Source organism: Halopseudomonas nanhaiensis, assembly GCF_020025155.1.
GTDB lineage: Bacteria > Pseudomonadota > Gammaproteobacteria > Pseudomonadales > Pseudomonadaceae > Halopseudomonas > Halopseudomonas nanhaiensis.
In genome coordinates this window covers 683,861-707,150 of the sequence record NZ_CP073751.1, presented here as the reverse complement: position 1 = coordinate 707,150, position 23,290 = coordinate 683,861, and the positions used below count along the sequence as shown (strand labels likewise).

Genomic DNA, 23,290 nt, shown 5'->3' with positions numbered 1-23,290 from the left:
CATAACGGAGCATCGCTTGCACCAAGGCAGATCACGCAAAGCCGATACAGGCAGCAACGGCGTGGGATACAGGATGCGAGCGCCCCGTTTTGCGGCATGTTCAGCTTCTGGCACAGCAAGTGCATTGAATACCACAACATCCGAGATCGGGTCTGTCTGACCCAGGTGTTGCCGGGCTCGTTGAGCCTGTTGAAAATTGCCAATAATGGACGACTAGGGTTCCGACCTGCATGCAGGTGACTGGTCCGAGAGTTGTCGACCTCCGGCAGGGGGTTACACGGCGGGACAAAAGCCCGGGAGAGCCTCAGACAGCTGAGATCTCGTTACGTGTACCCATTGGAGACTGCCATGCCCCGCCTGATGAACCGGGAACCCAGCCGCCCGCTGCGCCTTGGGCTGATCCTCCTCCCCTTCGCCCTGCTGCTCATGTTCTACCTATTCAGCTCGCAGGCCCGGCTGGCCGAGAACCCTGACGACAAACTGCTTCCCAGCTTTACCCAGATGACCGCAGCGGTAGAGCGCATGGCGTTCACCGAAGATCGCCGCAGCGGAGGCTATCTGTGGTGGGAAGACACCGCTTCCAGCCTCAAGCGACTGGGCACGGGCCTGGGGATCTCGGCACTGGCGAGCCTGATCATCGGGATGGTCATGCTGATCCCGTTGCTGCGGACCCCGCTGTCGCCGCTGACGACAGTGATATCGATGATCCCGCCCCTGTCCATCCTGCCTATCCTGTTTATTGTGCTCGGCCTGGGTGAGCTGTCCAAGGTGATGCTGATCGTCATCGGCATCACCCCCGTCCTGATCCGCGACCTGGAACAGCGCGTGAAGGAGATCCCTGCAGAGCTGCTGGTCAAGGCGCAGACACTGGGCGCCAGCACCTGGCAGGTGCTCATGCGCGTGGTGTTGCCGCAGCTTCTGCCGCGCCTGCTGCAGGGCCTGAGCCTGGCGCTTGGCCCGGCATGGCTGTTCCTCATTGCCGCCGAGGCGATCGCCTCGACCGACGGCCTGGGCTATCGCATCTTTCTGGTGCGCCGCTACCTGGCGATGGACGTGATCCTGCCGTATGTCGCCTGGATCACGCTGCTCGCCTTCATCATGGACCGGCTGCTGAAGGGGGCCACCCGCGCCCTGTTCCCCTGGTTCGAACCGAAGGGAGCACACTGACATGTCGGCCATCTCCATCAAGCAGGTCTGGCAGGAGTACGGCGACCAGGTGGTACTAGAGGGTCTCGATCTGGAAGTCGCCAGCGGCGAGTTCATCACCATGGTCGGCGCGTCGGGTTGCGGCAAGTCCACCTTTCTACGGCTGCTGCTGGGACAGGAAACCCCCAGCAAGGGTCAGCTGCTGATCGACGGCCAGCCGCTGCCGCCAGAGCCAGGCCCCGACCGTGGCGTGGTATTCCAGCGCTACTCGGTGTTCCCGCATCTGACCGTGCTCGGGAACGTGATGCTCGGCATGGAGCTGCAGCAGGCGCCGCTGATCGGCAGGTTGTTCGGCAGACCGCGACGTGAGGCTCGGGACAAGGCCGTCGCCATCCTGGAAAAGGTCGGCCTGGGCGGATCGCTCGACAAATACCCTCACGCGCTTTCCGGCGGCATGCAGCAGCGCCTGGCGATCGCTCAGGCGCTGGTCAAGGCGCCGCGCATCCTGCTGCTGGACGAGCCCTTCGGCGCACTCGATCCGGGCATCCGCAAGGACATGCACGAGCTGCTGCTGGACCTCTGGAAGCAGACCGGGCTGACCGTGTTCATGGTCACCCATGACCTGTCCGAAGGCTTCACCCTTGGCACCCGTCTGCTGGTATTCGACAAGGTTCGAAACGATCCGCAGGCGCCGGGTGCCTACGGCGCGCGGATCACCTATGACATCCCCTTGAACAGTGACCGGAAGGCTGCGCGCGATGCCGTCAGCGCCCTCCCGCCACGCATAACCGGCGGTCATCTGCCGGACGACACCCCACAAGGAGCCCGCCCATGAGCACCCCTGCTGCCCTGCGACCCGCGCTGTACGAGGAAACCGTCCCGGGGGGCGGCCACACCTCCTTCGTATTGAAACGCGGCCAGCTGTTACGCCTGACAGATATGGAAGGCGGCGCGAATGTCAGCCTGCTGCTGTTCAATGCCCAGGACAAGAGCGAGCGGCTCAACCTTCCCGATTCTCTCAAGTGCCAGCACACCGCCAGACTTACAGCCGGGCACTGCCTGTACTCGGACATGGGCAAGGTACTGGCGGCGATCGTCACCGACACCTGCGGCTGGAGCGACAGCTTCGGCGGCGTCCTGAACGCAGAAGAAGTGAAGGAAAAGTACGGCCAGGGCCGCTATCAGGAACTGCGCAACGGTTTTTACCGCAACGGCGTGGACAACCTGCTGGTGGAAATGGGCAAGTGGAACATGACTCTGTCCGACCTGTTGATGGCGCTCAACCTGTTCAGCAAGGTCACCGTCGATGCCAGTGGTGCTTTCGAATTTCACCCGGGCAACTCCAAAGCCGGCGACGTGATCGAGCTATACGCACCCATGGACACGCTGGTTTTGCTCACTGCATTACAGCATCCGATGGACCCGGCGCCCGCGTATGCGCCCCGCCCGGTCGGCCTGAGCTGGCATCGCGTCGCGGAGGATGGCATCACCGTGCTCTGTCGCAATACCCGGCCGGAAAACGTGCGCGGGCTGCACAACACCGACCGCACATTTCTGTAAGGGGGCCGACCATGACACTGACGCATAGCGACAAGCAGCCGGAAAACGCCATCTATCGCGAGGTGATGCCTGCCGGCGAGCCGTGGATGAAGGACATCAGGGCCGGGCAGACCGTTCGGCTACTGGATCTGGAAGGCAATCAGGCCGTCGACACTCTGTTCTTCAGTGCCGCGAACCCGCGGGAGCGCTACGACGTTCAACGCACGCTGCGCCGGCAGAACCAAGTGTATCTGACTACCGGAAGCGTGCTGTACAGCAATCGCGGCAATCCGATGCTCACCATCACTGCCGATACCTGCGGCCGCCACGATACCCTCGGCGGGGCCTGCGCGCAGGAAAGCAACACCGTGCGCTATGCGCTCGATACGCGCTACATGCACAGCTGCCGTGACAACTTCCTGCGCGCCTCGCTGCATGACGGCAGGCTGACCAAGGCCGACATCAGCCACAACATCAACTTCTTCATGAACGTTCCTGTAACACCGGACGGCGGGCTCACATTCGAGGATGGCATCTCCGGCGCTGGCAAGTATGTCGAGCTGGTGGCGCACATGGACGTGATCATTCTGATTTCCAACTGCCCGCAGCTGAACAACCCCTGCAACGGTTACAACCCGACCCCTGCAGAAATGCTGGTCTGGGACTGAACGTCTCCCTGTCGTTTTGAACCGAATCAACCCCGCCGGGACGACCCGGCGGCCTAGAGCGAAACGTCCAGGACGGCCTGGCCGAGGAACATGACGATGTTCGACAAACTGCTGATCGCCAACCGCGGTGCCATTGCCTGCCGCATCCTGCGCACCCTGAAGCAGCTCGACGTGCAGGGTGTGGCAGTGTATTCCGAGGCCGACGCGGCGAGCCTGCACATCCAACAGGCTGACGAGGCGCACTCATTGGGCGAAGGTCCGGCCTCCTCGACCTATCTCGACGTCGAGAAGATTCTCCGCGTTGCCCGTGAAACCGGCGCGCGGGCGATCCATCCCGGCTACGGCTTCCTCTCGGAGAACGCAGCCTTTGCCGAAGCCTGCGAAGCAGCGGGGATCGCTTTCGTCGGCCCTACACCCGAGCAGCTTCGCGTCTTCGGTCTGAAGCACACCGCCCGGGCACTGGCCAGGCAGCACGGCGTGCCGATGCTCGAAGGCACCGAGCTGCTCGAGAACGTTCAGGCTGCGCTGGAGGCTGCCGGACAGGTGGGCTACCCGGTCATGCTCAAGAGCACCGCCGGGGGCGGCGGCATCGGCATGCGCGTGTGCCGCAGCGATTCCGAGCTGAGCGACGCCTTCGAAGCAGTGCGCCGTCTGGGTCAGAACAACTTCAGCGATGCAGGGGTCTTCATTGAGAAATACATCCAGCGTGCCCGGCACCTGGAAGTGCAGATCTTTGGCGACGGGTGTGGCGAGGTGGTCGCCCTTGGGGTGCGCGACTGCTCGGTTCAGCGGCGCAATCAGAAGGTGCTGGAAGAAACGCCCGCGCCCAACCTGCCCGACGGCATGGCCGATGCCCTGTGCGCAGCCGCCATCCAGCTCGGCAAGGCGGTCAGCTACCGCAGCGCCGGCACCGTCGAATTCGTCTATGACAGCGAGGCCGACCGCTTCTACTTCCTTGAGGTGAACACCCGTCTGCAGGTTGAACACGGGGTCACAGAACAGGTGTGGGGCGTGGATCTGGTCAGCTGGATGATTCAGCTTGCCGCAGGCGACCTACCCCCACTCAGTGTGCTGGCTCATGGGCTGGCACCGCGCGGGCACGCCATCCAGGCACGGGTTTACGCCGAGGACCCGGGGCGCGACTTCCAGCCGTGCCCCGGCCTGCTGACCGCGGTCGAATTTCCCGAAGCCGATGGCGAGACACTGCGTATCGATACCTGGGTAGAGGCAGGCTGCGACATCCCGCCCTATTTCGATCCGATGATTGCCAAGGTAATCGCCTGGCAGCCAAGCCGGGAGCAGGCGATCGATGGCCTGGAGCGGGCCCTGCGCGACACCCTGCTGTACGGCGTGGAAACCAATCAGGTCTATTTGCAGCAGATTCTTCGCGACCAGCCTTTCGCCAGCGGACACCCCTGGACCCGCTGTCTGGAGCACCTTCAATATCACAGCACGACCATGGAAGTGCTGACCGGCGGCACCCAGACCACCGTGCAGGACGTCCCGGGCCGGCTCGGCTACTGGGCCGTCGGCGTACCGCCGTCGGGCCCGATGGATAACCGCGCCCTGCGGCTGGGCAATCGCCTGCTGGGCAATCCGGAGGATGCCGCCGGCCTGGAAATCACCATGACCGGACCCACCCTGCGTTTCAATACCGACGCAGTGGTGGTTGTGACCGGTGCGGAGATCCCACTGACGCTGGACGGCGTCGACCAGCCCCTGTGCACCACCCTGCACATCTCGGCCGGCAGCACATTGGCGATCGGCACCATTGCCGGCGCCGGCGCCCGCAGCTATCTGGCGATCCGCGGCGGTATTCAGGTACCGGAGTATCTGGGCAGCAAGAGCACCTTCACCCTGGGTCAGTTCGGCGGCCATTCCGGTCGCGCGCTGCGCACCGGTGACGTGCTGCACCTGGCCGACCTGACCGACAACACCGCAGGGGCTGTCCTGGCCACCGAACTGTGCTCGAACCTGCCGGCAGTGCGCAGCCTGCGCGTGATCTATGGCCCGCACGCAGCGCCGGAATACTTCACCGAGGCCTACATGGAGTGCTTCCTGTCGACCGACTGGGAAGTGCACTTCAACTCCAGCCGCACCGGCGTGCGCCTGATCGGACCACGCCCCGAGTGGGTGCGCGAAGATGGCGGCGAAGCCGGTCTGCACCCGTCCAACATTCATGACAACCCCTATGCGATCGGCGCAGTGGACTTTACCGGCGATATGCCGGTCATTCTCGGCCCGGATGGCCCGAGTCTGGGCGGCTTCGTCTGTCCGGTGACCATCATCGAGGCGGACCTGTGGCAGATGGGGCAGCTCAAGGCCGGCGATAAGCTGCGCTTTGTGCCGGTCAGCCTGGACACTGCGCGCGAACTGGCCGTCTCGCGGTGCAACGAAATCGAATCGCTCGCCCCGCTGTGTCCCACGGCAAGTCCGGCCGAATCCATCGAATCACCCATCGTTCTGGATATCGGCGAAGCGGATACCCGTCTGGTCGCACGTCTTTCCGGCGATACGCACCTGCTGCTCGAAATCGGCCAGCCCGAACTCGATCTGGTGCTGCGTTTTCGCGGCCATGCGTTGATGCAGGCACTGGAAGCCCTCGCGCTGGAAGGCGTGATTGACCTGACGCCCGGCATCCGCTCGCTGCAGGTGCACTACCAACCCGAGACACTCAAGCTCGACAGTCTGCTTGCGACAGTCCGGCGTGAATGGAATCAGGTGTGCAGCGCCCGCGATCTGAAGGTGCCCTCGCGCATCGTGCACCTGCCGCTGTCCTGGGACGACCCGGCCTGCCAACTGGCGATCCAGAAGTACATGACCACGGTGCGCAAGGATGCACCCTGGTGCCCGAGCAACCTGGAGTTCATCCGCCGCATCAATGATCTCCCGACCCTCGACGAGGTGTACCGCACCGTGTTCGAGGCGAGCTATCTGGTGATGGGTCTGGGCGACGTCTATCTCGGCGCGCCGGTAGCTACCCCGCTGGACCCCCGTCACCGACTGGTCACCACCAAGTACAACCCGGCGCGCACCTGGACGGCAGAAAACTCCGTCGGCATCGGCGGCGCGTACATGTGCGTCTACGGCATGGAGGGCCCGGGGGGCTACCAGTTCGTCGGCCGTACGCTGCAGATGTGGAATCGCTACCGCGCCGTGGAAGCCTTTGGCGGGCAGCCCTGGCTGCTGCGCTTCTTCGACCAGATCCGCTTCTATCCGGTCGAGGCCGACGAACTGCTGACCATTCGCCGTGACTTCCCGCTTGGGCGCTATCCGCTGCGCATCGAAGAAACCGAGCTCAGGCTCAACGACTATCAGCAGTTCCTCGACGAGGAGGCCGACAGCATCCAGGCGTTTCGCGACCAGCAGAAATCGGCATTCAATGCCGAGCGCGAGCGCTGGATAGCAAACGGCCAGGCGGACTACCAGAGTGAGGAATCCGTCGCCGACCTTGGCGAGGCTGCCCCTCTGGAGGCGGGCGAGCACAGCGTCGAAAGTCATATCGCCGGCAACCTCTGGCAGGTTCAGGTCAGTGAGGGCGACACCGTCAAGGCCGGCGACGTGCTGGTGATCCTGGAGTCGATGAAGATGGAGATTCCGATTACTGCCCCTGTGGACGGAATCATAAAGACCGTGCAGGCACAACCTGGCTCGCCGGTGCGGGCAGGACAACGGGTATTGGTGATCAGAGCGGGGTAACTACGCGATCCCAAGCAGGTGGAGCGCGGCTGCGCTACACCCGCGACGGCAGGAGCGGCTGCAACGCGGGATGGCGCGCCTAGCGGCCGCGCTCCAGCGCCAGTTGATACAGCCTGTTCTTCTTTTCGCCGGTGATTCTTGCGGCAAGCGCGGCGGCCTGCTTGACCGGCAGCTCTTCGAGCAGAATGTCCAGCACCCGCTCGACCTCGGGATTCAGTGCCTCCTCGTCGCGTTGTGAAGCACCTTCCACGACCAGCACGCATTCACCGCGTTGTTGATCGGAGTCACCGCGGACCCACTCGACCAGCTCGGCAAGCGGTGCACCCTTGATGGTCTCGAAGGTTTTGGTCAGCTCGCGCGCGAGCACGACCTGACGATCGCCACCGAGCACGTCGAGCATATCCTCGAGACACTCCAGCAGGCGATGCGGCGCCTCGTAGAGCATCCAGGTACGCGATTCGCTCGCAAGCCCTTCGAGCCGAAGCCTGCGTGCATGCGCCTTGGCCGGCAGAAACCCCTCGAAAGCGAAACGATCCGAAGGCAAACCAGCAGCGCTGAGGGCCGCGATCAGCGCACAGGCCCCGGGCACCGGGCTCACCCGCACCCCGGCGGCCCGTGCCTGACGCACAAGGTGATAGCCGGGGTCGGACACCAGCGGCGTGCCGGCATCGGAAATCAGCGCCATGCTTTCACCCGCGAGCATTCGCTGGACAAGCCGTTCGCTCTTGTCGCGCTCATTGTGATCGTGACAGGCGGTGGTCGGTGTCTGGATACCGAAATGCTGCAACAACCGGGCGCTGTGCCGAGTGTCTTCGGCAGCGATGAGACTGACGGATCGCAGTACATCGAGCGCCCGCGAACTGATGTCCTGGAGGTTGCCGATTGGCGTGGCGATGATGTGAAGTGTTCCGGCGGTCATGACGAGTCTCGGGTGGTCTGGTCGGGTGATTGTACAGGACGTGACCGGCATCCCGCGAAGCGCATGGCGGTAGGCTGGGTGCTTGGTTACAATGCTGCCAGACCGTCATCCAACCTGGCCGGGTGCGCGACCAGCGCCCATGTGTAAGGATTCCAGATGCCCCGTATCAACCGTCTGCCCGTCGCTGCCGCCGTATTCGCAGCGATCCTCGCTGGCTGCAGTTCGCCGCCGAAACAACTTTCCGACCTGCCCCGTACACCCCAGGCATCTGCCGAAGAACTGCTCAAGGATGCCGACCGCCAGTCCGGCGCCGAGGCGAATCTGCTGCGCCTGCAGGCCGCACGCGCTGCATCGCTGCAGGACAATCCGAAGCAGGTGCTGAGCATTCTCGAACGCATTCCGCAGAGCGATCTGCCGCTGGATCAGCAGATGCTGTTCAGTACCTTGCAGGCAGACAGCCTGATCGCCCTGGAGCAGCCCGAGGGCGCGCTGCGTGCGCTACGCCACCCGTCAATGCTGCAGATCGAAACCCTGCCCATGGACGAACAGGTACGCATTCAACTGCTGCGTGCCGAAGCGCTCGATGCCACCGGTGATCCGGTCGCATCGGCGCGTGAGCGGGTGTACGTGGATGGACTGCTGCCGGCCGAGCAACAGCCGTCCAATCACGAAGCGATCTGGTCCAATCTGACCCAGGCATCGACACCCGCGCTCGAAGACGCCGCTGCCACCGCGACCGGCGAGCTGGCCGGCTGGATCAGCCTCGCACTGATCGCGCGGCAACACGGCAATCTGGACATTCAGGTCCGCGAGTTGAAAAAATGGCAGGAAGAATTTGCTGATCATCCAGCCGCCGAGCCGCTGCCTGAAACCATGTCGCAGCTGCTGGAACTGCATGCCAGCAGGCCACGACACGTGGCGCTCTTGCTGCCGTTCCAGGGTCCCCTCGCCGGACCGGCCCAGGCTCTGCGCGACGGCTTTCTCGCGTCCCAGTATCAGGCCTACAGCGAGGGCATCGAGCAGCCCCGCGTGAGCCTCTACGACAGCACCTCCTATAGCGACCTCAGCCAGTTCTATCGTGAGGCACAGGCCGACGGGGTCGACTGGATCATCGGCCCGCTGGAGCGCGATCAGGTGAGCCGGCTGGCCCGGATGCAGGACATTCCGCTACCGACTCTCGCACTCAATTACACCGATGAGGCCACGCAGAGCGAGCAGACGCTTTTCCAGTTTGGCCTGGCCCCGGAGGATGAGGCCCGCTCCGCCGCGGAGCGAGCATGGAACGACGGTCACCGGTCGATGGGCGCACTGGTTGCCCAGACCGACTGGGCCGAGCGCGCCTACCAGGCTTTCCGTCAGGCATGGGAGGCACAGGGTGGCGTCTTCGTCGGACGCGAAACCATAGATCAGCCTGCCACCATGGCCAGCCAGATCGGCGATCTGTTGCAGATTCGCCAGAGCGAACAACGCAACAGTCGGATCAAGTCGGTGGTCGATGACGCTGTGGTGCAGCCCACACCCCGTCAGGACCTGGATGCCCTGTTCCTCAGCGCAACGCCGCAGCAGGCCCGCCAGATCAAGCCGACACTGGCTTTCCAGTACGCCGCCGAGCTGCCGGTGTACGCAACGTCGCACGTCTATCAGTTGAGCGGCGATCCGACACAGAACGCCGACCTCGAGGGCATTATGGTCGCCGAGGTGCCGTGGCTGCTCACGCGTGATGACGAGCTCTACCCCTCTGTCAGCCAGAACTGGCCGCAGGCGACCGGCGCCCTGGGCAGGCTCTATGCCATGGGCATCGACGCACAGCGTATCTTCAGTCGGTTGCCGCAGATGCGCCAGCATGGCGATGCGCGCCTCGACGGCGCTACCGGCGAACTGAGATTGGCAGAAGATGGCCGGGTAATCCGTGCCACCGAGTGGGGCGTCATAGAGGATGGTCAGGTCAGACCGGTCGGCCCTTCCCAGCCGTGACCGGCCTGACGCTACGGCAGCTGCTCGGCAACCGTGCCGAGCGAGCCGCCGAGCGGTTGCTGACCGATACCGGCATGCGGCTGCTGGCACGCAATTATCGGTGCAAGCAAGGCGAGCTCGATCTGGTCATGCGCGATGCGGATACAGTAGTATTCGTCGAAGTACGCTACAGGCGCAGGAATCAGTGGGGCAGCGCGGTGGAGACTGTCGACTGGCGCAAACAGAAGCGCCTGATCGCCGCAGCACATCATTATCTGCTTACCCACCCCCATCTGGCCGACCAGCCCTGTCGCTTCGACGTCATTGCCGCCGAGGGCAACCCGGCGGATCCCGGCTCCTACCGCTGGATCCGTGAAGCCTTTACCTGCTAAGCGAGTAGCTCATCCATGGATATGCAACACCGTATCAAGCAACTGTTCACCGACAGCATCGAGACCAAGACCCGCTCGATGGACGTGCTGGGGCCGAGCATCGAGCAGGCCAGCCAGGTGATGGTCAACAGCCTGCTCAGCGAAGGCAAGATCCTCTGCTGCGGCAACGGCGGCTCGGCTGGCGATTCCCAGCATTTCTCGTCGGAGTTGCTCAACCGATTCGAACGTGAACGACCCAGCCTGCCCGCCATCGCGCTGACCACCGACACCTCGACACTGACCTCGATTGCCAACGACTACAGCTTCGAACAGGTGTTCTCCAAGCAGATTCGCGCGCTGGGACAACCCGGTGACGTGCTGCTGGCGGTGTCGACCAGTGGCAATTCAGCCAACGTGCTGCAGGCTATACAGGCGGCGCACGATCGCGACATGGCGGTGGTTGCACTGACCGGCCGCGACGGCGGGGCCATGGCCTCACTGCTGTTGCCGGAAGATGTCGAAATCCGCGTGCCGGCGCGCTCCACCGCTCGAATTCAGGAAGTTCATCTGCTGGCGATACATTGCCTGTGTGATCTGATTGATCGCCAACTGTTCGGGAGTGAAGAATGATCCGCTTGACGGTAATCGCCCTGGCCGTGGCGTTGTCCGGCTGCAGCTCGGTGCTGACGGCCACGCGCGACGAGCCGATCGACATCAACGCCGGCACCCGTACCATCGGCAGTACCATTGACGACCAGCTGATCGAGACCCGCATCAAGGTCAACGTTTCGAAAAGCCACATCGATCTCGAACGCGCCTCGCGGATCGAGGTCACCAGCTACAACGGCGTGGTGCTGCTCGCAGGCCAGGTGCCGCGGGAGGAGCTCAAGGGCACAGCGGAACGGGCTGCAAAGCAGGTGCAGAAGGTCAAGGTGGTACACAACGAACTGAAAGTGGGCCAGCCGATTTCACTGTTGGCGCGCAACAATGACGCCTTGATCACCGCCAGCGTCAAATCCAGGATGCTCGCTGATGCCAACATACCCGGCCGCCGAATCAAGGTGACGACCGAAGCCGGCTCTGTCTATCTGCTGGGGCTGGTAACGCGGCAAGAGGCGGATCTGGCGGTACAGTCGGTACAGCAGGTGGGCGGCGTTCAGCGCATCGTCAAACTGTTCGAGTACATCGACTGAACTGAAGCGCCGCCGCGCGGCGCTACTTGACGACTTTCAATGCCGGACGGCTCGGCGTCGCCTTGCTGTCCGGCTTGGGCTCGTCCTGGGGTGGCTCTGGCGGTGTCACCGGTTCGATTTCGAAGACCATGCCCTGCCCGTTCTCGCGGGCATAGATCGCCATCACCGACTGGACCGGCAACCACACTTGCTGGGGTACGCCACCGAATCGACCGTCAAAGGTGACACGCGCATTGTCCATTTCCAGCTGGCGGACGGCGTTGGGCGACACATTCAGCACGATCTGCCCATCCTCCACGAAGTTCTGCGGCACAACGGTCTCGGGGTAACCAGCGTTGACCAGCAGATACGGCGTGCAATTGTTGTCGAGAATCCACTCGTAAAGGGCACGCAGGAGATAGGGGCGGCTGGAGTTCATCTGAGCCATGCGGGCCTCCTGGTTGAATAGCGGGCGTGTTACTGCATATCTTTTTCGGCAGACGACAGACTGGCAATGAAGCCGTCGCGCTGGAAGATGCGGTCCATGTAGTCCTGCAGCGGCTTGGCTTGACGTGGCAGTTCGACACCCAGTGCCGGAAGCCTCCACAGGATCGGAGCGATACAGCAATCGACCAGGCTGAATTCCTCGCTCATGAAAAACGGCATTTCCGCAAACACCGGCGCCACGCCGATCAGGCTTTCGCGCAGCTCCTTGCGTGCCTTGGTAGCAGCAGCGGCGGGCGTACGGGGATCGACCAGACTGTCCACCAGACCGCACCAGTCACGCTGTACGCGATACATGAGCAGCCGGCTGTTGGCACGGGCGACCGGGTAGACCGGCAGCAACGGGGGGTGCGGGAATCGTTCGTCGAGATACTCCATCATGATCGTCGATTCATACAGAACCAGATCACGGTCGAGCAAGGTAGGGACACTGTTGTACGGGTTCGACTCAGCCAGTTCCTGCGGATGATTCCCCGGCTCGACATCGACGATGTCGACAGTGATGGCTTTCTCCGCCAGGACGATCCTAACTCGGTGGCAGTAATGATCGGCCGGATCCGAAAAAAAGGCCATCGAGGAACGCTTGTTGGCGGTGACACCCATAAATCAAACCCTCATCCTGTGGCGAGACACTCGACACGCTCTGCTAAACGGTATGTGAAGCAGTCACGTCGGCCGGCCAACCTATCCGACCGCTGCCAGCAGTGGCGTAGTATACCCCAGAAACGAGCACGCGCCCCAAAGGGCGCGTGCAAGGTTTCGCAAAACGCTGGCTATCAGTGAACGTCTTTCCAGTACTCGCGCTTGAGCAGGTAGGCGAACACGAACAGGAAGGCCAGATACAGCAGCACGTAGACACCGATACGGTGGCGCTCGAGCTTGATCGGATCAGCCGAATAGGCAAGAAACGCGACCAGGTTGCGTACGGTCGTGTCGTACTCTTCCTCGGTCTGAACGCCGGTACCTTCCTCTACCACCAGTACATCACACTGCTCGTCTGTCACGGGATCACCGGTAAGGGTGTCACGCTTGACCTTGTTGCCCTCACGAACCGGCATGGCCTTGCAGCCCACCACCGGTGTGCCCTGCAGTTCGGCCAGCACGTGCGGCATACCGACATTCGGGAACACACGGTTATTCCAGCCCAGCGGACGACTCGGATCCTCGTAGAAGGAACGCATGTACGTGTAGAGCCAATCCTCGCCACGGACACGGGCGACCATGGTCAGGTCCGGCGGAGCCGCACCAAACCAGACCTTGGACTCGGTTCCACGCATACCGATCTTCATGTGATCGCCGATCAGTGCGTCAGGGAACACAACGTTTTCCATCATCACTTCTTCAGGGATACCCAAATCCGTTGCCACGCGCTCGTAACGCTGGTACTGCGCTGAGTGACACCCCATGCAGAAGTTGACGAACGTACGCGCGCCATCCTGCAGGGATTCCTTGTCTGTCAGATCGATATTGGCATCATCGAGCGGATAGCTGCTGCCGCCGGCAGCCATGACTGTCGCGGGGACCAGCGCAAAAAGTAGCGCAATCAATTGTTTTTTCATCAGCCAGGAATCCTCTCCGGAACCGGTTTGGTCTTCTCCATGCGGGTGTAGAACGGCATCAGCAGGAAGAAGGCAAAATACAGAACGGTACACACCTGCGAGAGCAGAGTACGACCAGGGGTCGACGGGATGGCACCCAACACGCCAAGGATCACGAAGCAGACGCAGAACGTGATCAGCCACACCTTGCTCATCCAGCCCTTGTACTTGATCGAACGCACCGGGCTACGGTCCAGCCAGGGCAGCACGAACAGCACGGCAATCGCGGCACCCATCGCCAGCACGCCGGGGAAAGCGGACCCGCCGATAGCCGGAACGGCGCGGAGAATGGCGTAGAAAGGCGTGAAGTACCAGACCGGAGCGATATGGTCAGGCGTCTTCAACTGGTTGGCGATCTCGAAGTTGGGTTTCTCGAGGAAGTAACCACCCATCTCCGGGAAGAAGAACACCACCGTGCAGAACACGAAGAGGAACACGACGACGCCGACGATATCCTTGACCGTGTAATACGGGTGGAAGGCGATGCCGTCCAGCGGCTTGCCGTTCTCGTCCTTGAACTTCTTGATGTCCAGACCCAGGGGATTATTCGAGCCGACTTCATGCAGGGCGATGATGTGCATCACTATCAGGCCGAGCAGTACGATCGGCAGGGCGATCACATGCAGCGCGAAGAAGCGGTTCAGCGTGATACCGGAAATCAGATAATCGCCACGCACCCACTGGGCAAGATCCGGCCCGATGAACGGGATCGCACCGAACAGCGAGATGATGACCTGGGCACCCCAGTAGGACATCTGACCCCAGGGCAGCAGATAACCCATGAAGGCTTCGCCCATCAGCACCAGGTAGATCAGCATGCCGAACAGCCATACCAGCTCACGCGGCTTCTGATACGAGCCGTACATGATGCCGCGCAGCATATGCAGATACACAACGGCGAAAAACGCCGAAGCGCCGGTTGAGTGCAGATAGCGGAGCAGCCAGCCGTAGTCGACGTCGCGCATGATGTATTCGATCGAGGCGAAGGCACCTTCAGCCGACGGCACATAACTCATGGTCAGCCAGATGCCGGTGACGATCTGGTTGACCAGCACGAGCATGGCCAGCGAGCCAAAGAAATACAGCACGTTGAAGTTCTTGGGAGCGTAGTAGCGCGTGAGGTGATCCTCCATCACGCGCTGGATGGACATCCGCTCATTGATCCAGGTGGACAGCTTGCTCATCAGGCAGTCTCCTCGTCCGCGCCGATGATGATGACGTCATCGGTCTCGTAGGAATGCGGGGGCACCGGCAGATTCTTCGGCGCAGGCTGGGAGCGCCATACACGACCGGCCATATCGTAGTGGGAACCATGGCAAGGGCAGAAGTAGCCGCCTTTCCAATCCGCACCCATGTCAGCTGAAGCCACCTCTGGACGGAAGAGCGGAGAGCAGCCCAGGTGCGTACAGATACCCAGCACCACCAGAACCTCGGGTTTGATGGCACGGGTCGTCGGATCGACGTAATCGGGCTGCTCCGAGCCTTCGGAGTTCGGATCGGCCAGGATGGCCTCGTTCTCGCGAAGGATTTCCAGCGCCTCGGGGGTCCGGCGTGAAACGAACACCGGCTGGCCGCGCCACTCGGCAACTACCTGCTGGCCCGGCTCCAACTTGCTGATATTCACCCTCACCGGCGCACCTGCCGCCTTGGCCTTGGCGCTGGGGAACCAGGACCCCACGAAGGGAACTGCTACCCCTACTGCTCCGACTGCGGCCACGGCACTCGTGGCTGCAACCAGGAAGCGACGCCGGCCATTGTTCACGCCGTCATTACTCATCCAGTCGTCTCCCATCAGCTAAACAGACCCTTTGAGGGGGCCTTTTGAAGTTTTTATACAGCCTGCACAAAATGAATCAGATGGTAATGAAAAACCCCTTTATTGACAAGGCGATAAGCAGCCGGTCAAAACCGCGCATCAGCGCGTGAAGCCAGAGATTTCGCGGGGTTGCCTGCGCCGAACCCAACAAAGCGCGACACCGTGCCGCACAAACAAAAACGCCCGGCATCCACGAAGGGATCCGGGCGTTCTGAGCGGTAGCCGAAGCTTAACGCTTGGAGTACTGAGGACGCTTACGCGCTTTGCGCAGACCGACCTTCTTACGTTCGACTTCGCGAGCGTCGCGAGTAACGTAACCTGCTTTGCGCAGCGCGCTACGCAGCGTTTCGTCGTAATCCATCAGCGCACGGGTGATACCGTGACGGATCGCACCGGCCTGGCCGGAAAGACCGCCGCCGCTAACGGTGACGTAGACATCGAACTTCTCGGTGTTCTGAGTCAGCTCAAGCGGCTGACGCACGACCATCCGAGCAGTTTCACGTCCGAAGAACGTGTCGATGCTGCGATTGTTGATGGAAATGTTGCCAGTACCCGGACGCAGGAACACCCGAGCGGTGGCGGTTTTACGACGGCCAGTACCGTAGTTTTGTGTCGCCGACATGATGGTGCTCCTGTTAGATCTTCAATTCTTGAGGTTGCTGAGCAGCGTGCGGGTGATTCGCACCCTTGTAGACTTTCATCTTGCGGTACATTGCGCGACCCAGCGGGTTCTTCGGCAACATGCCCTTCACTGCAGATTCAATCACACGCTCAGGAGCACGGACGATCAGCTTTTCAAAGTTGATCGACTTGATACCACCCGGGAAGCCGGAGTGGCTATAGTAGATCTTGTCCTGGGCCTTGTTACCTGTCACATGCACTTTTTCAGCATTGACGATAACGATGTAGTCACCGGTGTCCACGTGCGGAGTGTACTCAGGCTTGTGCTTGCCACGCAGGCGTGAAGCCACTTCGGTAGCCAGACGGCCCAGGGTCAAGCCACTGGCGTCTACGACGTACCAATCACGTTTTACGGTTTCCGGTTTGGCGCTAAAGGTTTTCATTAATCCTAGCCTCAGAGGCCGCTCTATAAAGAAGAGGGCGAATCTTACAGAATGAAATGTGTTTTTACAAGCCAACATAGCCTAGACAGACACTCAGGTGGGGGCTCTGTGGGTCTGGGTGGCATCTGCGCTGTAACAACAACGACAGGCTAGGCATCCTGTCGAAAGTGGGCGGCATTATGCCAAGGGTCGCAAAAATTACAACCTTTATTTAAGGTAGAGGGTCACGTCCCGCTACATATCCAGGAGTCGCCTTACATGCTATACCGCCCGCTCGGCCGCAGTCAGCTCAAGGTGAGTGCCTTGTGCCTGGGTTCCATGACCTGGGGAGAACAGAACAATCAGAATGACGCCTTCGCCCAGATTGACCGGGCACGCGATGCCGGCGTGAACTTCATCGATACCGCCGAGATGTACCCGGTCCCACCGAAGGGCGAGACCTACGGCGAGACCGAACGCATCATCGGCAATTATTTCCGCGAGCGCGGCGGTCGCGACAAATGGATTGTCGCCAGCAAGGTTGCAGGCCCAGGCAATGGCATGACCCATATCCGTGACGGTCAAACACGCTTCAACCGCGAGCAGATCACCGCAGCGGTCGACGCCAGCCTTGCCCGCCTGCAGACCGACTATATCGATCTCTACCAACTGCACTGGCCGGACCGCCGCACCAACTATTTTGGCCACCTCGGGTACCAGCACAATCCCGACGAGACCATGACACCCATCGAAGACACGCTCGAAGCGCTCGACGAACTGGTGCGTTCCGGCAAGATTCGCCACATCGGCCTGTCCAACGAGACACCGTGGGGCGTCAGTCGCTTCCTGCATCTGGCGGAAAGCCGCGGCTGGCCGCGGATCGCCTCGATCCAGAATCCGTACAACCTGCTCAACCGCAGCTACGAGATCGGCCTGGCCGAGATGTCCATTCGGGAGCAGGTCGGCCTGCTCGCCTACTCGCCACTGGCCTTCGGCACGCTGACGGGCAAGTATCTGAACGGACTGCGTCCGGAGAAAGGTCGGCTGACCCTGTTCAGCCGTTTCAGCCGGTATACCAATCCCGAAGCCCAGAGCGCGTGCGCCCGGTATGTTCAACTGGCTCGCGACCATGGAATGGACCCGGCGCAGATGGCGCTGGCTTTCGTTACGCGGCAACCGTTCGTGACCAGCAACATCATAGGCGCGACGAACATGGATCAGCTCAACCGCAATCTCAGCAGTGTCAACATGGGACTGACCGACAAGGTCCTGGAAGGCATCGCGGAGATTCATCGAAGCCAGCCAAACCCGGCGCCCTGACATCACTGGCGGCACACCTGCCACAAGGGTGTGCCGACTCTGTGTCCCGTTGAGACACTTGCGCCTCCGGCGAAGATGCTTTAGTCATAGGTCAAGGAAGACACTATAAAAACAAGGTCTGACCATGACTCAAGCAGCCTCGAGCACTTTCGCCTTGCGCCAGGTGGCAATCCTCGCCACTGACGGAGTGATCAACACCACGCTCGCCCAGGCGCGAGACTTCTTTCATATGGCCAGTCTGCGCCAGGGCCGACATCAGGGTCTAGGTCTGAGCCCTGCCTTCAGGACGATGACGGTTGCCCCGGGCAGCCCGGCAGTCATTGCCTTCAGCGAGGAGCGCATTGCCGTCGAAGCCAGTCTGGACGCCGCGCACCCGGAACTCATCGTGCTCCCGGCCTTCTGGGGCGACTTTGACGAGCTGCTGGGACGCTATCCCGAGGTGGTGCCGTGGCTGCGCCGGGAGCATGCGCGAGGGGCCACGATCGCTGCCGAAGCGACGGGGGTGTTCTGGGTTGCCGAAGCCGGGTTGCTCGAAGGACGCGAGGCCACCACCTACTGGCGCTTCTTCGATGAGTTTTCCCGACGCTTCCCGCAGGTCCTGCTCAATCGCGACAAGCATGTCACCGATGCCGATAATGTTTATTGCGCGGCCGGTATCACGTCCGCCTGCGACCTCTACATACACCTGATCGAACGTTTCTGCGGAGCGCATATCGCGCAGGCGGTGGCGCGAGACACCCTGTTCGAGATGCAGCGAAACTACACCCCCGGGGTGATCGGCTTCGGCGGCCAGAAACTGCATCAGGACGCCACCATCCTGCAAATACAGCAGTGGCTTGAGGAACATTTCCCAGAGAAGTTTCGCTTCGAGGACGTGGCCAGTCAGCACGGCATGAGCATTCGCAATTTCATGCGACGCTTCCAGGGTGCCACGGGGGACAAGCCCCTGCACTACCTCCAGAGACTGCGGGTGGAGACGGCTAAAACACTGCTCAGCACTACGCGACGCAGCGTGAAGACGATCAGCTACGACGTTGGTTACGACGACGCAAGCTTCTTCGCCCGCCTGTTCCGGCAGCACACCGGGCTGTCACCCAATCAGTACCGCCGCCAGTTCCTCCACCAGCCAGTGGCATGAACCCATGCCATCAGGGGCGGTGCGGACGCGCCAGGAACTCGTGCGACTGCATCTCGAGAAGACGACTGAGCGTGCGCTGGAACTCGAACTGTAACCGCCCGCCGGTATACAGATCCTTCAGTTCCACTTCGGCAGAGAGGATCAGCTTGACGTTGCGGTCGTAGAATTCGTCCACCAGGTTGATGAAGCGACGTGCCATGTCTTCCTTGCTGACGTCCAGTTGCTCGACGTTGGCGATCAACACCGCATGGAAGATCTTCGCCAGCTCGATGTAGTCGTTCTGACTCCGCGGGCCATCGCAGAGCTCGCGGAACTCGAACCAGGCGACGTCCTCGCAGACGCGCAGGGATCTGATCGGCCGGTTCTCGATGGTCAGCACCTCGCCCTCCACGGCGCCCTCCAGGTCCGGCACCAGACTCTCGAAGCTGCGCCGCAGACTGGCATCGGCCTCAGGGCCCAAAGGCCAGTGATAGAGCTCGGCCTGCTCAAGCGCACGTAGGCGATAATCGACACCGCTGTCGACATTGACCACCTCCGTACGCTGGTTCAGCAAGGCAATGGCCGGCAGGAACCGGGCTCGCTGGAGTCCGTCCTTGTACAGGCCGTCGGGAACGATGTTGGAGGTAGCCACCAGGGTGACACCGTTGTCGAACATCTCTTCCATCAGCGTCCCGAGGATCATCGCATCCGTAATGTCGGAAACGAAAAACTCGTCGAAACAGATCACCCGCGCTTCGTCGGAAAACCGCCTGGCGATCAGGGTGAGCGGGTTCTTCTCGCCCTTCATCCCTTCCAGCTCATGATGAACACGCTGCATGAAGCGGTGAAAGTGCGTGCGCATCTTGCGCTTGAATGGCAAGGCTTCGAAGAAGGTATCGACGAGGTAGGTCTTGCCGCGACCTACGCCGCCCCAGAAGTACAACCCCTTGATCGGCTCGGGCTTTTTGCGCAAGAGCTTGTCGAGCAGGCCCGGCGAGGCCGATTCTGCAGCAACCAGATCATCGTATAGGCGCTGCAAGTGCCGGACTGCCTTTTCCTGCGAAGGATCGTGAAAGAAATCCGGACGTTGGAGGTCCGCCTGATAGCGTTCAAGTGGCGTCATTGCAGGAACCAGTAAGGGGTATCGACGGGGCCGTTACTCTACCCGCGGCCCCCACGCTTGGCAAATCACCGCTTACCCGAGACGGCTCTGCACCACATCCTTGAGCTGGGTCAGCTTGCCGTGGAAGAAATGGCCGGTATCTTCAAAGCGGACCATGTCCACACCTGCCTGGCCTTCGAGCAATTCATGAACGGCCTGGGGCGGGACCACTTCATCGCGCTCGCCCATGACCACCAGCGCGTCACCGGGAAACGGCAGCAGCGCTGCAAAGTCCTGTTTCACCACCGAAGGAGCAATCAGCGCCACTTTAGCCGGCCAATCGGGCAACCGGCAGGCGGCCGCAGCCGCAACGTAGCCGCCGAAGGAGAACCCCATCAGCCATAGCGGCAGCTGCCCACCAAGCTCCTTTTGCGCCCACTGAACCACAGCAAGGCAGTCATCTACCTCCCCTGCGCCGCCGGTGTGCTGGCCGTCACTGCCACCCACTCCGCGAAAGTTGAAGCGCACCGTTGTTGCACCGCAGTCGCGAGCGGCCCGCATCAGCGTGTGCACCACCTTGTTGTGCATGGTCCCACCCTGCACCGGATTGGGATGGCAGATTACCGCCAGCCCCGTGGGGTTCTCCGCTCGCGTGACCAACGCCTCGATTGTCCCCGCAGGCCCCTGGATGAGGAACTTTTGCTCTGCACTTGCGCTCATTTACAGCTCTCCGTGACCGTGGATATCGACTGACGTCGCATGGGCTACAAGACTAGCAAGTACTAGCCTTGTCCATGAAATCTCGTTACCGTAGAACCATGTCGGCAGGCGGATCAGGTCGATGCGCTGCAATCAGATCAAGAGGGACCCAAGGTGGAAGCAAGCGAAAACCTGTGGATCGCAGTCGCCGTCGCGCTGGCTGTAGGAATCGTAATCGGCGTGGTGCTGGCGCAGGTCGCCAAGCGCATGGGTGGCAGCTCGGGCTCCGGCAGCCAGTCGCAGCTGGAAAGTCTGCAGCTGCGTTTCGAAGAGTATCAGCAGGAAGTGGCCAATCACTTCAAGACTACCGCCAGCCTCGTCGGACGACTGAACCGCAGTCACCAGGACATTCAGGAACACCTCACCCAGGGCGCCGTCGATCTGGCTGCCGACGACATGACCCGCCAGCGCCTCCTTGCAGCGTTGGAGCAGGACAATCAGCCGGTACGCGACAACGGTCGCCGCGAGCCGGTATTCGACAGCCTGGAACCACCCCGCGATTACGCTCTCAAAGAGGAAGGGCCGGGCACCCTCTCCGAAGAATTCGGCCTCAAGCGCAAGCATTGATTCGCAACCCCTGGCGCCGGCCGCTTCAGGGGCCAAATCCTGGACACCCAGAGTGATGCCGGCCCTGCCTGACAATCCGTTCATTACGCCCAATCCAGCGAATCCCGCCGAACTCGACCTCCATGGCGACTGGACGCTCGAGCATTATGCAGAGCTGCGCCGGTTGGCCAGTGCGACGCGGAGCCAGGCACCGACCATCACCGCTGCGGATATAGCCGCCGTAGGCAAGCTCGACACCGCGGGCGGCCAACTGCTGGCCGAACTGCTCGGCCGTGATCTGCTCGAGACCATCACGCTGGATACCAGCCTGCCCGAAGAACGACGCACGTTGCTGCGCCGGATCGCAGCCAGCCCGCACGGCGAAGAAGACGTCGAGCACCCGCCTCAGAATGTCGCCGCCGAGCTGCTGGTTCGAATCGGCATGGCCACGCTACGGTTCATCGAGCATGTGAGCTCTCTACTGGGCTTCATCGGTCTGACGCTGGCCGGGTTTGCACGCAATCTTTTTCGTCCGCGCGCCTGGCGGGTGACTGCAACGGTCGCCCAGATCGAGCAGACCGCACTGGATGCGGTGCCCATCGTTGCCCTGTTGACCTTCATGGTGGGCGCCGTCGTCGCATTTCTGGGTGCAACGGTCCTGTCCGAGTTCGGCGCTAGCATTTACACCGTAGACCTGATCGCCTTTTCGTTCCTGCGGGAGTTTGCGGTCATGCTCACGGCGATTCTGATGGCCGGGCGCACGGCCAGCGCCTTTACCGCGCAGATAGGCTCGATGAAGGCCAACGAGGAAATCGACGCGATCCGGACTCTTGGCCTGGATCCACTGGATCTGCTGGTGCTTCCTCGCGTACTGGCGATGGTTATCGCGCTGCCGCTGCTGACCTTTGTTGCAATGCTCTCGGGCCTGTTCGGCGGCGCCCTGGTGTGTGCGCTGGCGCTGGACATCTCCCCAGCCATGTTCATGAATGTGCTGCAACAGAATGTCGACATGAGCCACTTTCTGCTCGGCATCGCCAAGGCGCCAGTATTCGCCTTTCTGATTGCCATCATTGGCTGCCTGGAAGGATTCAAGGTGACCGGAAGCGCCGAGTCAGTCGGTGAACACACCACCTCCAGCGTCGTACAGTCGATCTTCGTGGTGATCCTGGTCGATGCCATAGCCGCGCTTTTCTATATGGAGATGGGCTGGTGATAGCGGATACACACAACACGCCGCTGGTTGAGGTGCGCGGTCTGGTCAACCGCTTCGGCACACAGACGATTCACGAAAACCTGGATCTGGACATTCGTCGCCGCGAGATTCTCGGCGTGGTCGGCGGCTCGGGTACCGGCAAATCCGTACTGCTGCGTTCCATTGTCGGACTGCGTCGCCCAACCGCAGGCAGCGTAAGGGTGTTCGGAGAGGACCTGCAGAGCCTGGATGCGGAGCAGCGCTCCCAGGTCGAGCGACGCTTCGGCGTGCTGTTTCAGCGCGGCGCCCTGTTTTCATCGCTGACCGTGACGGAAAACGTCGCAGTGCCTCTCGTGGAACATGCGGGTCTGAGCCGTCGCGACGCCGAGCACCTGGCCGGCATGAAGCTGGCACTGGCAGGACTGCCTTCCACCGCTGGCAGCAAATATCCATCAGAACTGTCCGGCGGCATGGTCAAGCGCGCCGCGCTCGCGCGATCACTGGCACTGGATCCGGACATTCTGTTTCTCGATGAGCCCACTGCCGGACTGGATCCGATCGGCGCCGCCGCGTTTGATCAGTTGATCAAGACGCTGCGTGACGCGCTCGGCCTCAGTGTATTCGTGGTCACCCATGACCTCGATACGCTCTACGCCATCTGCGACCGGATCGCGGTGCTGTCTGAGCGTCGCGTGCTGGTCGCCGACAGCCTCGAGCGCGTTGCCGCCACCGACAATGCCTGGATTCAGGAGTATTTTCACGGTCCGCGCGGACGCGCCGCAGCGACAGCCGTCAATTCATACCACCAGCCGGAGCAATGCTGATC

At 61.7% G+C, this 23,290-nt stretch carries 24 protein-coding genes and 1 riboswitch; of the genes, 14 read left to right on the top strand and 10 right to left on the bottom strand.

Annotated features, from left to right (window positions below):
* The first annotated feature begins 202 nt into the window (after positions 1 to 202).
* Positions 203 to 302: riboswitch (guanidine-I (ykkC/yxkD leader) on the top strand.
* Positions 303 to 348: 46 nt separating this feature from the next.
* The 5 genes from KEM63_RS03215 to uca all read left to right on the top strand — a co-directional run bounded on the left by KEM63_RS03215 (position 349) and on the right by uca (position 7,052).
* Positions 349 to 1,167: an ABC transporter permease gene (locus KEM63_RS03215; RefSeq protein ID WP_223654767.1), complete on the top strand. Its 819-nt coding sequence runs from the start codon at positions 349 to 351 to the stop codon at positions 1,165 to 1,167.
* Position 1,168: 1 nt separating this feature from the next.
* Positions 1,169 to 1,981, top strand: a complete 813-nt coding sequence (locus KEM63_RS03210) for an ABC transporter ATP-binding protein (RefSeq protein ID WP_223654766.1) — start codon at positions 1,169 to 1,171, stop codon at positions 1,979 to 1,981.
* Positions 1,978 to 2,706 (top strand): urea amidolyase associated protein UAAP1, encoded by a 729-nt coding sequence (locus KEM63_RS03205; protein ID WP_223654765.1) that lies wholly within the window; start codon positions 1,978 to 1,980, stop codon positions 2,704 to 2,706. The genes KEM63_RS03210 and KEM63_RS03205 overlap by 4 nt, the downstream gene beginning before the upstream one ends.
* Positions 2,707 to 2,717: 11 nt before the next feature.
* Positions 2,718 to 3,353 (top strand): urea amidolyase associated protein UAAP2, encoded by a 636-nt coding sequence (locus KEM63_RS03200; RefSeq protein WP_223654764.1) that lies wholly within the window; start codon positions 2,718 to 2,720, stop codon positions 3,351 to 3,353.
* Positions 3,354 to 3,449: 96 nt separating this feature from the next.
* Positions 3,450 to 7,052, top strand: a complete 3,603-nt coding sequence (gene uca / locus KEM63_RS03195; RefSeq protein WP_223654763.1) for an urea carboxylase — start codon at positions 3,450 to 3,452, stop codon at positions 7,050 to 7,052.
* A gap of 79 nt (positions 7,053 to 7,131) precedes the next feature.
* Here uca and rsmI read toward each other — a convergent pair whose 3' ends face one another.
* Positions 7,132 to 7,971 carry a 16S rRNA (cytidine(1402)-2'-O)-methyltransferase gene (rsmI, locus tag KEM63_RS03190; protein WP_223654762.1) on the bottom strand — a complete coding sequence of 280 codons (840 nt, stop codon included), beginning with the start codon at positions 7,969 to 7,971 and terminating at the stop codon, positions 7,132 to 7,134.
* Between the two features lie 156 nt (positions 7,972 to 8,127).
* On the opposite strand from rsmI, the gene KEM63_RS03185 reads away from it, so the two are divergent.
* Genes KEM63_RS03185 through KEM63_RS03170 form a run of 4 tightly spaced genes read left to right on the top strand, consistent with a single transcriptional unit; the run spans position 8,128 to position 11,488 of the window.
* Complete coding sequence (locus KEM63_RS03185) at positions 8,128 to 9,945, top strand: penicillin-binding protein activator (protein ID WP_223654761.1); 1,818 nt, start codon at positions 8,128 to 8,130, stop codon at positions 9,943 to 9,945.
* Positions 9,942 to 10,316, top strand: a complete 375-nt coding sequence (locus tag KEM63_RS03180) for a YraN family protein (RefSeq protein ID WP_223654760.1) — start codon at positions 9,942 to 9,944, stop codon at positions 10,314 to 10,316. The genes KEM63_RS03185 and KEM63_RS03180 overlap by 4 nt, the downstream gene beginning before the upstream one ends.
* Before the next feature lie 15 nt (positions 10,317 to 10,331).
* Positions 10,332 to 10,925: a phosphoheptose isomerase gene (locus tag KEM63_RS03175; RefSeq protein ID WP_223654759.1), complete on the top strand. Its 594-nt coding sequence runs from the start codon at positions 10,332 to 10,334 to the stop codon at positions 10,923 to 10,925.
* Entirely contained in the window at positions 10,922 to 11,488 is a 567-nt protein-coding gene (locus KEM63_RS03170) for a BON domain-containing protein (RefSeq protein ID WP_223654758.1), read from the top strand. Before KEM63_RS03175 ends, KEM63_RS03170 begins: the two co-directional genes overlap by 4 nt.
* 22 nt (positions 11,489 to 11,510) lie before the next feature.
* On the opposite strand, the gene KEM63_RS03165 is transcribed toward KEM63_RS03170, so the two are convergent.
* The 7 genes from KEM63_RS03165 to rplM form a co-directional block, all read right to left on the bottom strand.
* Complete coding sequence (locus KEM63_RS03165) at positions 11,511 to 11,906, bottom strand: ClpXP protease specificity-enhancing factor (protein ID WP_223655805.1); 396 nt, start codon at positions 11,904 to 11,906, stop codon at positions 11,511 to 11,513.
* 38 nt (positions 11,907 to 11,944) lie between these two features.
* The gene (locus KEM63_RS03160) at positions 11,945 to 12,574 is read right to left on the bottom strand and encodes a glutathione S-transferase N-terminal domain-containing protein (RefSeq protein WP_223654757.1); all 630 of its coding nucleotides are present in this window, start codon (positions 12,572 to 12,574) and stop codon (positions 11,945 to 11,947) included.
* A gap of 173 nt (positions 12,575 to 12,747) precedes the next feature.
* Complete coding sequence (locus KEM63_RS03155; RefSeq protein ID WP_223654756.1) at positions 12,748 to 13,530, bottom strand: cytochrome c1; 783 nt, start codon at positions 13,528 to 13,530, stop codon at positions 12,748 to 12,750.
* Positions 13,530 to 14,753, bottom strand: coding sequence for a cytochrome b (locus tag KEM63_RS03150; protein WP_223654755.1), 1,224 nt, complete (start codon positions 14,751 to 14,753; stop codon positions 13,530 to 13,532). Before KEM63_RS03150 ends, KEM63_RS03155 begins: the two co-directional genes overlap by 1 nt.
* On the bottom strand, positions 14,753 to 15,346 hold the full coding sequence (gene petA, locus KEM63_RS03145; protein ID WP_223654754.1) for a ubiquinol-cytochrome c reductase iron-sulfur subunit: 594 nt from the start codon (positions 15,344 to 15,346) through the stop codon (positions 14,753 to 14,755). The genes KEM63_RS03150 and petA overlap by 1 nt, the downstream gene beginning before the upstream one ends.
* Positions 15,347 to 15,614: 268 nt before the next feature.
* On the bottom strand, positions 15,615 to 16,007 hold the full coding sequence (rpsI, locus tag KEM63_RS03140) for a 30S ribosomal protein S9 (RefSeq protein ID WP_223654753.1): 393 nt from the start codon (positions 16,005 to 16,007) through the stop codon (positions 15,615 to 15,617).
* A 13-nt stretch (positions 16,008 to 16,020) separates the two neighbouring features.
* Positions 16,021 to 16,449 (bottom strand): 50S ribosomal protein L13, encoded by a 429-nt coding sequence (gene rplM / locus KEM63_RS03135; protein WP_223654752.1) that lies wholly within the window; start codon positions 16,447 to 16,449, stop codon positions 16,021 to 16,023.
* Positions 16,450 to 16,707: 258 nt separating this feature from the next.
* On the opposite strand from rplM, the gene KEM63_RS03130 reads away from it, so the two are divergent.
* On the top strand, positions 16,708 to 17,748 hold the full coding sequence (locus tag KEM63_RS03130) for an NADP(H)-dependent aldo-keto reductase (RefSeq protein WP_223654751.1): 1,041 nt from the start codon (positions 16,708 to 16,710) through the stop codon (positions 17,746 to 17,748).
* A 124-nt stretch (positions 17,749 to 17,872) separates the two neighbouring features.
* Positions 17,873 to 18,886, top strand: coding sequence for a GlxA family transcriptional regulator (locus KEM63_RS03125; protein ID WP_223654750.1), 1,014 nt, complete (start codon positions 17,873 to 17,875; stop codon positions 18,884 to 18,886).
* Between the two features lie 10 nt (positions 18,887 to 18,896).
* Here the strand turns inward: KEM63_RS03125 and zapE are convergent, their stop codons facing one another.
* Positions 18,897 to 19,988 (bottom strand): cell division protein ZapE, encoded by a 1,092-nt coding sequence (gene zapE, locus KEM63_RS03120; protein ID WP_223654749.1) that lies wholly within the window; start codon positions 19,986 to 19,988, stop codon positions 18,897 to 18,899.
* Positions 19,989 to 20,060: 72 nt separating this feature from the next.
* Positions 20,061 to 20,687, bottom strand: a complete 627-nt coding sequence (locus KEM63_RS03115; RefSeq protein WP_223654748.1) for an alpha/beta hydrolase — start codon at positions 20,685 to 20,687, stop codon at positions 20,061 to 20,063.
* 153 nt (positions 20,688 to 20,840) lie between these two features.
* Here KEM63_RS03115 and KEM63_RS03110 point away from each other — a divergent pair, with 153 nt between their 5' ends.
* The 3 genes from KEM63_RS03110 to KEM63_RS03100 are packed head-to-tail and all read left to right on the top strand — an operon-like array spanning position 20,841 to position 23,288.
* Entirely contained in the window at positions 20,841 to 21,293 is a 453-nt protein-coding gene (locus tag KEM63_RS03110; protein ID WP_223654747.1) for a Z-ring associated ZapG family protein, read from the top strand.
* Between the two features lie 55 nt (positions 21,294 to 21,348).
* Positions 21,349 to 22,485: an MlaE family ABC transporter permease gene (locus tag KEM63_RS03105; protein ID WP_223654746.1), complete on the top strand. Its 1,137-nt coding sequence runs from the start codon at positions 21,349 to 21,351 to the stop codon at positions 22,483 to 22,485.
* Complete coding sequence (locus KEM63_RS03100; RefSeq protein ID WP_223655804.1) at positions 22,485 to 23,288, top strand: ABC transporter ATP-binding protein; 804 nt, start codon at positions 22,485 to 22,487, stop codon at positions 23,286 to 23,288. Before KEM63_RS03105 ends, KEM63_RS03100 begins: the two co-directional genes overlap by 1 nt.
* The last annotated feature ends 2 nt before the right edge of the window (positions 23,289 to 23,290 follow it).